The sequence below is a fragment of the Bacillus sp. FSL P4-0334 genome (genome assembly GCF_038004825.1).
GTDB classification, from domain to species: domain Bacteria; phylum Bacillota; class Bacilli; order Bacillales; family Bacillaceae; genus Bacillus; species Bacillus velezensis.
This window is the reverse complement of sequence record NZ_JBBORX010000001.1, coordinates 1729949-1744486: the sequence shown is the minus strand read 5'-3', so window position 1 is coordinate 1744486 and position 14538 is coordinate 1729949. Positions and strand designations below refer to the sequence as shown.

The following is a 14538-nucleotide window of genomic DNA, read 5'->3' as shown; positions in this document are numbered from 1 at the left end:
TGGTGATATAAAATCATACAAACCAATAATATCATTTTTTAGAATAAAAAAACATTTTAATGTCTCGCATATATTTCTGTAATTATGAAATTTACTTGTTGACACTGAAGGCTTTGTTCAGCTCTATAATTAAAAATAAAAAAGACAGATAATCTTTAAAAGCTAACTGTCTTTTTGCTACTATGTATTCCGATTTTTACCTTATCTGATAAAGCCGTCACCTCTTTACAACTATTCAAAAAATGGGACGAGAGTAATTAAGTTCCTTAAAATCACTTTGTATTCCTATTAATACTATTATTCACTCTAATAATTCCAAGAACATTATCAACAACTCCGTCACGCTACCCAGACAACAAAATGACATTTGCAATACTTTCTTTTCTAAAGTACTATTCTTTACTACATAACCAATGATCATTCATCAATTTTTTTGTTCAACATTCAGCTCTTTATTGATAAAAGCTGAAAAGGCTTGGTAGCTTCGATGATCGTATCCTACAATTTGTATTACTCACTTTTATAGGAGTGTCGCGAAATTCCTAATCATCCTCTGTACCTAATTCCAGTCCATAAGTTTCTAAATCATGTTTGATTAGCGGCTTATTGTATCGTAACCAGATAGCCGTTTGATCTTTATGGGCTTTTAGATATTAGTTCACTTTTGCCGGTAATTATGCAAATCATTTGATTCACAAAAGCTGATTCACCTTTATTATAATAAATTTTTCGCCTTTCTTTTTCTAAATGTATTTTTATAAAATCTTTTCAGGATAAATAAAAGACAACCAATGAGTTAGTTGTCTTTTTTAAAAATGAGTTGCGCCACACACTCCACATGATTCGTATGCGGAAACATATCCACAGGCTGCACTTCGAGCGTCTGATACCCGCCATCCTCAAGCACCCGCAGGTCTCTTGCAAGCGTGCCTGGATTGCAGGATACGTACACCACCCGCTTCGGTTTCATGTCGATGATTGTCCGCAGGAGGGCTTCGTCGCAGCCTTTTCTTGGCGGGTCGACGACGAGGGTGTCGGCCGTGATGCCTTCTTCATACCATTTCGGAATGACGGTTTCCGCTTCTCCGACTGCGAATTCTGCGTTCGTGATGCCGTTCAGCTCAGCGTTGCGTTTTGCATCCTCAATGGCTTCCGGCACGATTTCGACGCCGTATACTTTCTTCGCCTGCTTCGCTAAGAAGAGAGAAATGGTTCCGATGCCGCAGTAGGCGTCGATGACGTTTTCTTCCCCTTGCAGCTCCGCGTATTCAAGCGCTTTGTCGTAGAGCACTTTTGTCTGTTCCGGGTTGACCTGATAGAACGATCTGGCGGAGATGGCGAATTTGACGTCTCCGATGAGGTCGTAGATGTATTCTTCGCCCCAGATGACGTTTGTTTCGTTCCCAAAGATGACGTTTGTTTTATTTGGATTGATGTTCTGCACGATGGATTTGACGTGCGGGAATTGCGCCGTGATGTCTTCGATGATTTTCGCTTTGTGCGGAAAATCGCTTGTTCTTGTGATGAAGACGATCATCATTTCGCCCGTGACGACGCCGTATCTGACCATGATGTGGCGGAGCCAGCCTTTGTGGCGTTCTTCGTTGTAGGCTTTGACGCCGTATGAGGTGCAAATGTCTTTGACAGCTTGAACGGCTTCGTCGTTTTTGGATTGCTGGATCAGGCAGGCGCTCATATCGATGATGTCATGGCTTCTTTGCTGATAGAATCCGGCGACGAGTCCGCCTTCCCGTTCTCCTACCGGCACCTGCGCTTTGTTTCTGTAGTTCCACGGGTCTTCCATGCCGAGCGTCGGATGCACGGTGACTTTTGAGAGGTCCAGCTTGCCGATCCGTTCTAAGACGTCTTTGACTTGTTTCTGTTTAAACAAGAGCTGGCCTTCATAGGTCATGTGCTGAAGCTGGCAGCCGCCGCATTGCTTGTAGATTGGGCACGGGGCATCCGTTCTGTGCGGGCTTTCTTCCTTCAGTTCAATCAAGCGGCCGAAAGCGAAGCCTTTTTTGACGCGTGTCACTTTGATTTGCGCTTTTTCCTCAGGCAGGGCGTTCGGCACGAAGATCGGGAAGCCCTGAACCTTTGCGACGCCCGCTCCTTCGTGCGTCAAATCCTCAAATGTCACATCATAGTATTCATTTTTTTCTATCGGGGGTTTCATTTTCATCTATAATCACCTCTAGTTTTACCAATAGCCTTGTTTCAGCGTGCTGGAAAACCTTCAAATTCAATGTCAGCCTTCAAAGGTTTCCGATCACGCTGAAAAGATGACAAAATCCTAAAACGAATACTGTTTTAGGATTTTGTCCGCGTATTAATCATCCAGCTGTTCCGCTTTCTCCTTCGGCATGATGACGTGAATATGCCGGTACAGGTTCACGAATTCGCCCGGCAGCATGCCGCCGTATTCGCCGTCCAGGTTCAGCTGCATCTTTTCTGATACATTGACTTTCACACGGTTCGCTTTTGTGTAAATAATGTGCTGATCGTTAATATGATCGCCTCTGAGCGCCATGCTCGCGACTCTGATAAACTCCGCGAGATTGGCTTTTTTCAAAATAATTAAATCAAACATGCCGTCATTCAGGCTGGAATCAGGGGCCAGCTTCTCGAATCCGCCGACCGAGTTGGTCAGCGTCACTAAAAACAGCATAATTTCGCCTTGAAACAGCTTGCCGTCATATTCAATCTCGACTTCTGTCGGTCGAAGTGAAGGCAGCATTTCCATTCCCTTTAAATAATAAGCAAGCTGGCCGAGCATCGTTTTCAGTTTGCTTGGCACATCATACGTCAGCTCCGTCAGACGGCCTCCGCCGGCGATGTTGATAAAATACTGACCGTTCACCTGTCCGATGTCGATCGGGCGGGCTACGCCGTTAATGACGGTATCAGCGGCATTCAGTATATTCTCTCTCGGAATGCCCAGCGCCCTGGCGAAGTCATTTGTCGTGCCGACCGGAATGATGCCGAGTGTCGGGCGTTTGTCTAACGGTGCAAGGCCGTTGACGACTTCATTAATCGTTCCGTCTCCGCCGGCTGCGATAATCAGGTCAAACTCCCGCAAAGCGGCTTCTTTTGCGGCGTTGGTGGCATCCCCCGCGCATGTGGTGGCATGGGTAGAGGTTTCATAACCGGCTTGTTCAAATTTTTGCAGGACCTGGGCAAGATTTTTCTTAAAAAGCTCCCGTCCTGAAGTCGGATTGTATATTATGCGTGCACGTTTCATTATCTCATCATCCTACTTAAGAGTATCCGATCCATTATTAACACTAACAACCTTTAATTATACTATGACTTGAGAAAATCGCAACAATATGTACAGGAATTGCCAGAAGAAAAAAGGGCCCGGCTCCGTTTAAGGAGCCAAGGCCCGCTGTCTTACTCTTCTTCCGTTCCAGGTTTTTTCTTACGGAATTTCGCTAATACTTCATATACGATCGGCACAATCAGCAGGGTAAGCAGAGTCGAACTGATTAAACCGCCGATAACAGTGACACCGAGTCCTTTAGAAATGACCTGGCTTCCGCCTTCGAAGCCCAATGCCAATGGAAGCAGGGCGCCGATTGTCGCGATCGCCGTCATCAGAATCGGACGCAATCTCGTAGAGCCGGCTTCCAGGAGCGCTTCTCTCGTCGATAAGCCTTCCGCTTCTTTATGGATGACGCGGTCAATTAAGACAATCGCATTTGTGACGACGATTCCGATCAGCATCAGCATACCGATCATGGCATTCAGACTGATCGTCTCTCCGGATACATACAGTCCGGCTAATGCGCCGATGACTGTAAACGGAAGCGAGAACAGAATCGCAAACGGCGCTAAGGCTCCGCCGAACGTGATCACAAGAACGAGGTACACGATGGCGATTGCGGCAAGCATCGCTAAGCCGAGTTTCGTAAAGGAATCAGCAATATCCGCTGATACACCGCCGGTATCAATCGATACATTGTCCGGGTGATCCAGTTTGTCAACTTTCTTTTGAACGGCTGATGACACCTTCGTGACGTTGTCAGAAGTGACGGTTGCCGTTACGTCAGCGTACACTTTGCCGTCGCGTTTGGAAATGGTATCGGATGTCGTGCCGTTTTTCACTTTCGCCACATCGCCGATTTTTACTTCTTGGCCTGCAGGCGATGTGATGGTTTTATCCTCTAATTCTTTTACACTCTTATACTGGTCTTTTTCTGTTTTGATGTTGACGTCAAGCTCTTTGCCGTCCTTTTTCACCGTTGTCAAAGGAGACTGTGACGTTTGGGACATCAGGGCTTGGGAGATTTGCGAAGCCGTCAGGCCCTGCTTGCTGAGTTTCTCCTGGTCAGCGACGAACGTGTACTCATCATATGTGCTGGAAAGGCCTGAGTTGATGTCTTTCAGATCCTTCTGCTTTTTCATGATGCCTTCGATGTCTTTGACCGTGCCTTTAATATCAGACTCTGAATCTCCGTACACATAGTACGTTAATTCGTTGTTGTTGCCTGACGAACTGAAATTTTGTGATTTCCATTCGCCGCGGCTGGATGTTTTTTTGATTTCTTTTAAGACATTGTCTTTTTCTTTGTCAAAATCAGGCGTGTCATCCTCGTATTTCACGTAGAACAATGCGCCGTTTGAGCTTCCGCCGAGCGGACTTTGCGAGCCTAATGAATACTGAACGGTATCGACATGTTTGCGTTTAAGCAGCATGTCTTCCGCTTTTTGCGCAGCTTTTTCAGCTTCGCTTTTCGTTTCGCCCGGTTCAGGCGTGTATGTGAGCTGCATCGTTTTGTCCGCTTGCGCAGGCAGGTAGCTCGCGCCGATCAGAGGTACGAGGAACAAACTGCCGACAAGCATCAGAACCGCGATGATAGATGTAATCCATTTATGTCTTAATGACCAATTCAGCACTTTTTTATAGAAATTGGCCAATCTGCCCGGCTTATGCTCTTTCGCTTTAACAGGCGCGCCTGTGAGCGATTTTTTGAATAAGCTGTGCGCAAGCATCGGCACCAGTGTGATCGAAATCAACAGCGATGCGGCAAGCGCGAAGACGATTGTTAATGCAAACGGCATAAACAGTTCGCCGATCTGTCCGCCGACCATGGCAAGCGGCAGGAATACGGCAATGGTTACGATCGTTGATGACATGATCGGTTTAAACATTTCTTTCGTCGCTTCACGCACCAATTGCTTCCCGCGTAAAGGTTCATCTTTCAGCCTCATGCGGCGGTAAATGTTTTCGATCACGACTATCGAGTCGTCGACTACCCGTCCGATGGCGACCGTCATCGCACCGAGCGTCATTATGTTCAATGTGACATCAAGCTGATTCAGCACAAGAAGGGCAATCAGCAGTGACAGCGGGATGGAAACGATAGAAATCATCGTTGATTTAATATCTCTTAAGAATAAGAGAATGATCACGACCGCAAAAATCGCGCCGAAAATCGCTTTGCTTAACATCGTATCCACCGACTCTGTAATCGGCTCTGCCATATCAAGAGTCGAGCTGTACTTGAACCCTTTATGGTCTTTTTTGTATTGATTCAGTTCATCTTTAATCGCATCGGCCACTTCTACCGTGTTGGCGTCATTGGCTTTTACGATATTAATTCCGATGCTGTCCTTTCCGTTCGTGCGGGAAATGGATTCAGCTTTTTTCACATCTTTAATGTCGGCAATGTCAGAAAGCTTGACTGTCGGCACCCCTGCTGCCGCGCTTTGCTGTGCCTGCTGCATAGCCTGAGCGTCCGCCGCAGATGCCGCACCGGCTCCGCCCGCTTGACCTTGAGCGGCAGAAGAAGATGTGACCGGAATTCTCATATCTTTCAGATCTTTAATTGACGTAATATCTCCGTTAACGACAACTGATTTTTCTTTGTTGCCGAATGTGTACAACCCAAGCGGCGTATTGACGTCAGAGCCTTGGATCACTTTCTTGACGGTATCTTCATCAAGTCCGTACTCTTTCATTTTTTTGTCTTTGAAAGAGAATTCCACCTGCTCTTCCTGCTGTCCGGAAACTTGCACAGACGCAACGCCCTGAATGCCTTCAAGCTTAGGAACGAGAGTGTTTTCCACATTTTTGGTCAGGTCTTCAAGCGAGCTTTTGCCGCTTGTCACACTGAGCGTCAAAATCGGGAAAGAGTTGAGGCTGTAACGGGAAATGTCAGGTTTTTTCGCGTCGTCAGGAAGGCTGACACTGTCCAGCGCTTCAGCGACTTCGGTTTTCGCCTTGTCCATATCCTTGTTGTAATCATATTCAATCATAACCGATGAGACGTTTTCAGAGGATGTGGACGTTACGACGCTCACTCCTTCTAAATTCTGGACCGCCTGCTCGATCGGTTTTGTCACGTCATCCGCAACTTGACTCGGAGCAGCTCCGGGATAAGTCGTATTTACTGAAAGGTAAGGCATGTTGACGTCCGGTATGGATTCCTGCTTCATATTCATACCGGCATACAGCCCTGCTACAGTAACGATAATCGTCATCAGCCAAACTGCGAATTTGTTCTTCAGTACAAAGTTAATAATGTGGTTCATCATGTCCTCCGTTAATTTTTATTGACTGACTGGTCATTCTATATAATACTAAACGGTATAACTCAACATCGTCAACTAATAAGGCAGTAAATTTTTCTAAATTTTTCAGGATTAAGGGGAAGCACGTCATGAACGAAAAAAAAGAGAAAATCATAAAAACAGGCATCCATTTATTTGCCAAAAAAGGGTTTTCTTCAACAACCATTCAGGAAATCGCCGGTGAATGCGGAATTTCAAAAGGGGCCTTCTATCTCCATTTCAAATCAAAAGAAGACCTTTTGCTCTCAGCATGTGAGTATTACATCGGCATGTCTATGGAAGAAATAAAGAAAATCAAAACAGAACATCAGCATAAACCGCCTAAGGACGTATTCCGAAAACAAATCGCATATCAATTCCAGGAATTTATGGAACACAAGGACTTTATCATTCTCTTGCTGAGCGAAAAGGTCATTCCTGAAAATCAAAAGGTCAAACAGTATTTTCATGAGGCCAATATTCAATTTAACATGCTGTATCGGGATGCGTTGCTCTCCGTTTACGGAGATGCCGTCACACCGTTTTTAGCGGATGCGTCCGTTATGGCGCAAGGAATTGTGAGCTCCTATATTCATTTCTTGATTTTTAATGAACATACGGCATTCCGGACGGAAAACGTGGCGGCCTTTCTGATTGCCAGAATCGATGATCTGATTACGGGACTGATAAGAGACAATCCCGATCCGCTGCTGCCTGAGGATATCTTCACTCAGCCCGCGGCGGACAGAGAAAGACTGCTTGCGGATATTCAAAATATAAAAGCACAGCAGGGGCTGCCTGAGGACGTCCTCGTATCGCTTGAAGTCATTGAAGAGGAATGCGCAAAGGTAGAGCCGCGAAAACCGATTATTAAAGGAATGCTGTCCAACTTGGCAGGCAGCGGAAATGAGCAGATTGAAACGCTGCGGGCTTCCATTGAAACCTATTTCATCTTATAAAAAAAAGAGACCGGCGCTTACCGGTCTCCGTGTCAGCAGCGCCCTTAGAGGCGGCTGCTTTTTTTATCGTTTTTTGATTTCTTCAAGTAAGATTTTGTTGACCATCGGCGGGTTGGCCTGTCCTTTGGAGGCTTTCATAATCTGCCCGACAAGGAAGCCGATCGCGCGGTCTTTTCCGTTTTTGAAGTCTTCAATTGACTGCGGGTTGCTGTCAAGCGCATCTGTTACCAGCTTCAGAAGCACGCTTTCGTCAGAAATCTGCACGAGGCCTTTTTCTTTGACGATTTTTTCTGCGTCGCCGCCTTTTTCAATTAATTCTTTAAAGACTTTCTTCGCGATTTTAGACGAGATGGTTCCTTTTTCAATCAGCTTAATCATGCCGGCAAGGCCTTCAGGAGTCAGTGCGACATCCTCAAGCTCTTTTTGTTCGGCGTTCAGGTAAGCTGAGACTTCACCCATCAGCCAGTTTGATGCCTGCTTGGCTTCTGCGCCTTTATTGACCGTTTCTTCGAAGAAATCAGCCATTTCCTTCGTCAGCGTCAGAACCATTGCGTCATAAGCCGGCAGGCCGAGCTCTTCGATATAACGCTTGCGGCGCTCGTCCGGAAGCTCAGGAATGGTTGCTCTTACGCGTTCTTTCCATTCGTCATCAATGTAGAGCTCGACAAGGTCAGGCTCAGGGAAATAACGATAGTCGTCAGAACCTTCTTTGACACGCATCAAAATGGTTTTTTTCGTCGCTTCATCATAGCGGCGCGTCTCCTGCTGAATGACTCCGCCTGACAGAAGCACCTGCTCCTGGCGTTTCTCTTCATGCTCAAGTCCTTTTTGCACGAACGCGAAGGAGTTCAGGTTTTTCAGCTCCGTTTTTGTGCCGAATTTCTCCTGGCCGATCGGACGGAGGGAAATGTTGGCGTCACAGCGCAGTGAACCTTCTTCCATTTTACAGTCGGAAACACCTGTGTATTGAATAATTGATTTCAGCTTTTCGAGATATGCGTAAGCTTCCTCCGGTGTGCGGATATCCGGCTCAGATACAATCTCGACAAGCGGCGTGCCCTGGCGGTTGAAGTCAACGAGGGAATAGCCGTCACCCGTATGCGTCAGTTTTCCCGCATCTTCTTCAAGGTGAAGACGGGTAATGCCGATTTTTTTCGTTTTTCCGCCGACTTCGATTTCGATCCAGCCGTTTTCGCCGATCGGCTTGTCAAATTGAGAAATTTGATATGCCTTCGGGTTATCCGGGTAGAAATAGTTTTTCCGGTCAAACTTCGTATCCGTTGCGATTTCGCAGTTCAAAGCCATTGCGGCTTTCATCGCGAATTCGACCGCTTCTTTGTTCAAAACGGGCAGCACGCCGGGATAGCCGAGGTCGATGACGCTCGTTTGGGTATTCGCTTCCGCGCCGAATGGCGTCGGTGAGCTTGAGAAAATTTTAGATTTTGTTTTTAATTCCACATGGACTTCAAGTCCGATTACCGTTTCAAAGTTCACTTCATTTCACCCCTTACAGTTCAGGTTTCGCTTTATGATGATCTGTTGCCTGCTCAAAAGCATGAGCGACGCGGTATACAGTGCCTTCATCGAAGTGTTTTCCGATGATTTGCAGTCCGAGCGGCAGTCCGTCCGCAAATCCGCACGGCACGCTGATTCCCGGCACACCCGCGAGGTTGACAGGAATCGTTAAAATATCGTTGGCGTACATTGTGAGCGGATCGCTGGTTTTTTCGCCGATTTTGAATGCCGGTGTCGGCGTTGTCGGTCCGACGATGACATCGTATTTCTCAAATACGTCTTCAAAATCTTTCTTAATAAGCGTGCGCACTTTTTGCGCTTTTTTGTAATACGCGTCATAGTAGCCGGAGCTGAGCGCGAAGGTGCCGAGCATGATGCGGCGCTTCACTTCATTGCCGAAGCCTTCTGAGCGTGTCTGTTTATAAAGGTCGATCAGGTTGTCCGCATTGTCTGAGCGGTAGCCGTAGCGGATGCCGTCAAAGCGCGCAAGGTTTGCAGACGCTTCGGAAGAAGACAGCAGATAATACGTCGCAAGCGCGTATTTGCTGTGCGGCAGAGATACTTCTTCCCATGTCGCTCCGAGGTCTTCAAGCACTTTTAAAGCGGCTAAAACCGATTCTTTCGCTTCTTTGCCGACGCCTTCTCCGAGATATTCTTTCGGTACGGCGATTTTTAAGCCTTTAATATCGCCAGTTAATGAAGAAAGAAAGTCCGGCACTTCGACATTGGCGCTCGTAGAGTCCATTTTGTCCGGGCCTGAAATCGCCTGAAGCAGGAATGCGTTATCTTCTACGTTTCTTGTGATCGGTCCGATCTGGTCTAATGAAGACGCAAAAGCGACCAAACCGTAACGTGACACGCGTCCGTATGTAGGCTTTAATCCGACGACGCCGCAGAAAGAAGCCGGCTGGCGGATGGAGCCGCCCGTATCAGATCCGAGTGAAAACGGCACTTCGCCCGCGGCAACCGCAGCTGCGGAACCGCCGCTTGATCCGCCGGGAACCGTATCGAGATTCCATGGGTTTTTCGTCGCTTTGTACGCGGAGTTTTCAGTAGAAGAACCCATCGCGAACTCGTCCATATTCAGCTTTCCGATCGTTACGGCTTCAGCGGCTTGAAGGCGCTCCACAACCGTCGCATCGTAAATCGGATCGAAGTTTTCGAGGATTTTGCTTGAGCATGTTGTGCGAAGCCCTTTGGTCACGATGTTGTCTTTGACGCCGATCGGCATTCCGAAGAGAAGACCGTGTTCAGACCGTCCGTCAACCGCTTCGTCAAGTTCTTTCGCGTAAGCGCGGGCTCTTTCTTCATCAAGCTGTAAAAACGCCTGCACCTTATCATCCACGGATGCGATCCGTTTGTAAGATTCATCAACAAGATCGGAAATCTTGATTTCTTTTTTATGTATCATTTGTTTCAGTTCTGTGATTTTGTGATCAAATAATGACATACTGTCTCCCTCCTTTAATCCAGAATAGATGGCACACGGACATAGCCGTCTTTATGATCAGGAGCATTTTTCATGACATCCTCGACCGGAAGGCCTTTACCCGCTTCATCTTCTCTCATTACGTTTTTCATTTTCAGCACGTGTGTTGTCGGTTCCACGTTATCCGTGTCCACTTCATTAAGCTCCTCGGCAAACGAGATGATGCTGTCAAGCTGTTCTGTGAACATTTCAGCTTCTTCATCCGTAATGGCGAGTCTCGCCAAATGAGCGACATGCTTTACTTCTTCTATAGAAATTCGTGACATAAGATCCACCTCCGCATAATTCTCCGTTTCGTCATATAATACTGATCATATCAAAAACGAGCCCTCTAAAGCAACAAAACGCCGCCTTCTGAGGCATGATGAAACCCTCTCTATTTTATCCTAAATCGGGGAGAAAGAGAAACGAATTATATGTCAGAAAATTTTTACTTTTATAATTTATTGGTAGCGTTTTCATCTCTAAGCTGTTCTATGTTGGCGGGGATTTTTTCCTTGAGCGGGCCAGGTTTCGAGAGTTGATTGATCGGGGATACTTTGTTAGGTTTAGTAACCATAGCCAGCACTAAATCATGCGATCCGCATGGAATGACGACTAAAGGCTGGATCGCCGGCGCATATTCCGGCACTACTAATCTACAGAGGTGATGCAACATTTACATGAAAGAAGAGAGGGTCCAAAAACGTGAGTATTGAACTAATTATATCTCTTGGCATTTACTTTGCTGCCATGCTGTTAATCGGCTGGTACGCATTCAGGAAGACAACGAATATTAATGATTACATGCTGGGCGGAAGAGGACTCGGCCCGTTCGTAACGGCGCTGTCCGCAGGTGCGGCCGATATGAGCGCATGGATGCTGATGGGAGTTCCCGGCGCAATGTTCGCAACGGGGTTATCGACCTTATGGCTGGCGCTCGGTTTGACGATCGGCGCGTATTCAAATTATCTGCTGCTTGCTCCGAGGCTGCGCGCTTACACGGAAGTTGCGGATGATGCGATTACGATTCCCGATTTTTTCGATAAACGGTTCCGCCACTCGTCATCATTGCTGAAAATTGTTTCCGCCGTGATTATTATGATCTTTTTCACACTGTACACATCGTCCGGGATGGTATCCGGAGGCAGGTTATTTGAATCGGCATTCGGCGCCGACTACAAATTCGGTTTGTTTTTAACGGCCGGTGTTGTTGTGCTTTACACGCTGTTTGGCGGTTTCCTCGCTGTCAGTCTGACTGACTTTGTACAGGGAGCGATCATGTTTGCGGCATTAGTGCTTGTGCCGATCGTTGCTTTTACCCAGCTCGGGAGCGTTTCAACGACGATTGATTCGATCAACGCCGTTAACCCGAAACTATTGGATATCTTTAAAGGCGCGAGCGTCATTAGCATTATTTCTTATTTGGCATGGGGACTCGGCTATTACGGCCAGCCTCATATCATCGTACGATTTATGGCGATTAAAGAAGTGAAAGATTTAAAACCCGCCCGCAGAATCGGGATGAGCTGGATGGTTATTTCAGTTGTCGGTTCATTGCTTACCGGGATTATCGGGGTTGCGTATTCTCATCACTTCGGAGTCTCCGTAAAAGATCCGGAAACGATTTTCATTATTTTTTCTAAAATCTTGTTCCATCCGCTGATTACGGGCTTCTTGCTGTCCGCGATTTTAGCGGCGATCATGAGTTCCATTTCCTCACAGCTTCTCGTAACGGCAAGCGCCATTACGGAAGATTTATACCGCGCCTTTTTCAGACGGGAAGCGAGCGATAAAGAATTGGTCATGACCGGACGCCTGTCGGTATTGATCGTGGCCGTTATCGCCATTTTGCTTTCCATGAATCCGAACAGCACCATTCTTGATCTGGTCGGATATGCGTGGGCAGGCTTCGGTTCGGCTATCGGCCCGGCGCTCTTGCTCAGTCTGTACTGGAAACGGATGAATGAATGGGGAGCGCTTGCGGCGATGATTACCGGGGCCGCGGCCGTTTTAATCTGGATCACGACAGGGCTTGCCGCTTCAACCGGCGTATACGAAATCATTCCGGGGTTCTTCCTCAGTCTGATTGCCGGTATTGCCGTCAGTCTGCTGACCAAAAAACCGGCCGATGCTTCTTATCAGCTGTTCAGCCGGATGGAAGCTCTTTTGAAAAACAAGAAATAGACAAAAAGCCGTCAGATTTTATCCCTGACGGCTTTTTTCTTCCGCACTTGTCCTGCTATAAATACTGTGAGAAAATCATATCAATTTATTATAAGAAAAATTGCGGAGGTGCTGTGCAAATTGAGCTGGCCTATCGAACCAGACATTTTATTAAAGCTGGGCATTGCCACGCTGATCGGCATGATCATCGGTCTTGAACGCGAGCTGAAAAACAAACCGCTCGGACTGAAAACCTGTATCGTCATCGCCGTCAGCTCCTGTATGCTGACGATCGTCAGCATTAATGCGGCATATCATTTCCCGAAATATTACCGTATCATGATGGATCCGCTCCGCCTTCCCGCCCAAATCATTTCCGGCGTCGGTTTTATCGGCGCGGGCGTGATCCTGCGTAAAAGCAATGACGTCATTTCCGGCCTGACGACATCGGCCATCATCTGGGGCGCAGCCGGGCTCGGTCTGGCTACAGGCGCCGGCTTTTATAAAGAGGCGTTCGCAAGCCTCTTGTTTATCCTGATCAGCGTCGAATTTCTTCCGTGGCTGATCAGAAAAATCGGTCCCAACCGCTTGAAGGAAAAAGATATCCGCGTGAGAATGTCTCTTTCCGATAAAGACAAAATGACCGAGATTTTAAAGGAAATGAAAAGCAAACAGCTCCGCATTCACTCCGTCCGGATTGATGATCTGCGCGAAAAGGAATTTCCGATTATGGAAGTGAAAGTCAGTGTTCATAAAAACCGCTACACCACTGACGTCTATTATGATATTAAAGAAATTCAAGGTGTCGTCGGAGTGAAGTGTGATACGCTATAAAAAAACGCCGGGCTGGATTCAGCCGGCGTTTTTCTATTTATACGAATGCAGAAAAGTTATACTCCGTAATCGGGGTTTCATTTTCGATATCGCGCCTGAAGGTTTTCAGCATCTCAAGTTCCTCGTCCCCGAGTGAATTGAGGTCAAACGCCTGATGCAATAATCCGTAGATCAGCATATGGCGCAGCCGGAGGAAATCCGGGATGTGTTCAAACCATGCGGGGTCAAGGTCATTTTCTTCCCTGTAGCCTTTCATAAAGTGAGTCATGAATTCACCCGTAAACGCGGCCTTGTCTTCATACGGGATGACCGGATACCACAACATGTTGTACAGCAGAATACTGATATCATTCACAAACCAATTGTAGCCGATATCATCAAAATCAAATGCAGTGATTTTTCCGTTGTCCCAATTGAAATTGCCGTGGTGCAGATCGGCGTGCACAAGGCCGTAGTTTTCAGGGTTCTTCGGCAAACGGCGCAGTTTTTCCATTAGAGCATCCGACCGCTCAAATACGCGATGCTGATCTGCGGGCACATATTTTCTCAGCTTCAGCTGCTCCTCTTCATCCCATTCCTGCCTTTTATATAACGGATCGCTCAGACGGTAGCTTTTCGTCAGCCGGTGCATGTTCCCCGTGTACTTTCCAAGCTCGTAAAACAGAGTTCCGTTCCAGTCTGATTCCTCCACTTTGCGTCCGGGCGCTTTTTCATAGACTCTTACTAAAAACGCTCCGCCTTTTCCATCCGGCACTTCTTCGACATCTTTGCCATTTAATGAAGGAATCGGCTTTGCTACTGAAAGCCCTCCCTTTGCCAGATGATGAAGCCATTCCATTTCTCCGAGAATATATTCCGGTGTTCTTCTGATCGTATGCGTAATTTTTAAAATATAAGGTTCGTTATCTTTCACAATTTCATATACGTAGTTCTCGGCGTCCGCAATAAATTGAAACTTGGTAAAGCCGTATATTTCACCTGCTTCAGCGAGCACCTTATCTTCCTCAAAAATCGCTTTAATATCTTTATGCATGCTGATTC

10 protein-coding genes are annotated in these 14538 nt (G+C 46.8%); 3 read left to right on the top strand and 7 right to left on the bottom strand.

Annotated features, from left to right (window positions below):
• Positions 1-796: 796 nt before the first annotated feature.
• From rlmD to NSQ37_RS08965, 3 genes are all read right to left on the bottom strand, one after another.
• Positions 797-2182: a 23S rRNA (uracil(1939)-C(5))-methyltransferase RlmD gene (gene rlmD / locus NSQ37_RS08975; RefSeq protein ID WP_326365029.1), complete on the bottom strand. Its 1386-nt coding sequence runs from the start codon at positions 2180-2182 to the stop codon at positions 797-799.
• A 147-nt stretch (positions 2183-2329) separates the two neighbouring features.
• Positions 2330-3241, bottom strand: coding sequence for a diacylglycerol kinase (locus NSQ37_RS08970; protein ID WP_015239327.1), 912 nt, complete (start codon positions 3239-3241; stop codon positions 2330-2332).
• 152 nt (positions 3242-3393) lie between these two features.
• Positions 3394-6537: an efflux RND transporter permease subunit gene (locus NSQ37_RS08965; protein WP_132106404.1), complete on the bottom strand. Its 3144-nt coding sequence runs from the start codon at positions 6535-6537 to the stop codon at positions 3394-3396.
• A gap of 128 nt (positions 6538-6665) precedes the next feature.
• On the opposite strand from NSQ37_RS08965, the gene NSQ37_RS08960 reads away from it, so the two are divergent.
• Complete coding sequence (locus NSQ37_RS08960) at positions 6666-7514, top strand: TetR/AcrR family transcriptional regulator (RefSeq protein ID WP_015239325.1); 849 nt, start codon at positions 6666-6668, stop codon at positions 7512-7514.
• Positions 7515-7577: 63 nt separating this feature from the next.
• On the opposite strand, the gene gatB is transcribed toward NSQ37_RS08960, so the two are convergent.
• Genes gatB through gatC form a run of 3 tightly spaced genes read right to left on the bottom strand, consistent with a single transcriptional unit; the run spans position 7578 to position 10784 of the window.
• Complete coding sequence (gene gatB, locus NSQ37_RS08955) at positions 7578-9008, bottom strand: Asp-tRNA(Asn)/Glu-tRNA(Gln) amidotransferase subunit GatB (protein ID WP_003155730.1); 1431 nt, start codon at positions 9006-9008, stop codon at positions 7578-7580.
• Between the two features lie 13 nt (positions 9009-9021).
• Positions 9022-10479 (bottom strand): Asp-tRNA(Asn)/Glu-tRNA(Gln) amidotransferase subunit GatA, encoded by a 1458-nt coding sequence (gatA, locus tag NSQ37_RS08950; protein ID WP_007609878.1) that lies wholly within the window; start codon positions 10477-10479, stop codon positions 9022-9024.
• 14 nt (positions 10480-10493) lie between these two features.
• On the bottom strand, positions 10494-10784 hold the full coding sequence (gatC, locus tag NSQ37_RS08945; protein ID WP_003155732.1) for an Asp-tRNA(Asn)/Glu-tRNA(Gln) amidotransferase subunit GatC: 291 nt from the start codon (positions 10782-10784) through the stop codon (positions 10494-10496).
• A 421-nt stretch (positions 10785-11205) separates the two neighbouring features.
• Between gatC and putP the strand changes: the two genes are divergently transcribed.
• A complete protein-coding gene (gene putP / locus NSQ37_RS08940; RefSeq protein ID WP_007408914.1) occupies positions 11206-12684 on the top strand; it encodes a sodium/proline symporter PutP in 1479 nt (492 codons plus the stop codon).
• A 120-nt stretch (positions 12685-12804) separates the two neighbouring features.
• Positions 12805-13497 (top strand): MgtC/SapB family protein, encoded by a 693-nt coding sequence (locus NSQ37_RS08935; protein ID WP_059366735.1) that lies wholly within the window; start codon positions 12805-12807, stop codon positions 13495-13497.
• A gap of 37 nt (positions 13498-13534) precedes the next feature.
• Here NSQ37_RS08935 and NSQ37_RS08930 read toward each other — a convergent pair whose 3' ends face one another.
• The gene (locus NSQ37_RS08930; protein WP_059366737.1) at positions 13535-14530 is read right to left on the bottom strand and encodes a phosphotransferase enzyme family protein; all 996 of its coding nucleotides are present in this window, start codon (positions 14528-14530) and stop codon (positions 13535-13537) included.
• Between the last annotated feature and the right edge of the window lie 8 nt (positions 14531-14538).

Coding starts and splice junctions, on each gene's coding strand:
- rlmD (WP_326365029.1), bottom strand. CDS start 2,182: ATGAAAATGAAACCCCCGATAGAAAAAAATGAATACTATGATGTGACA.
- NSQ37_RS08970 (WP_015239327.1), bottom strand. CDS start 3,241: ATGAAACGTGCACGCATAATATACAATCCGACTTCAGGACGGGAGCTT.
- NSQ37_RS08965 (WP_132106404.1), bottom strand. CDS start 6,537: ATGAACCACATTATTAACTTTGTACTGAAGAACAAATTCGCAGTTTGG.
- NSQ37_RS08960 (WP_015239325.1), top strand. CDS start 6,666: ATGAACGAAAAAAAAGAGAAAATCATAAAAACAGGCATCCATTTATTT.
- gatA (WP_007609878.1), bottom strand. CDS start 10,479: ATGTCATTATTTGATCACAAAATCACAGAACTGAAACAAATGATACAT.
- gatC (WP_003155732.1), bottom strand. CDS start 10,784: ATGTCACGAATTTCTATAGAAGAAGTAAAGCATGTCGCTCATTTGGCG.
- NSQ37_RS08930 (WP_059366737.1), bottom strand. CDS start 14,530: ATGCATAAAGATATTAAAGCGATTTTTGAGGAAGATAAGGTGCTCGCT.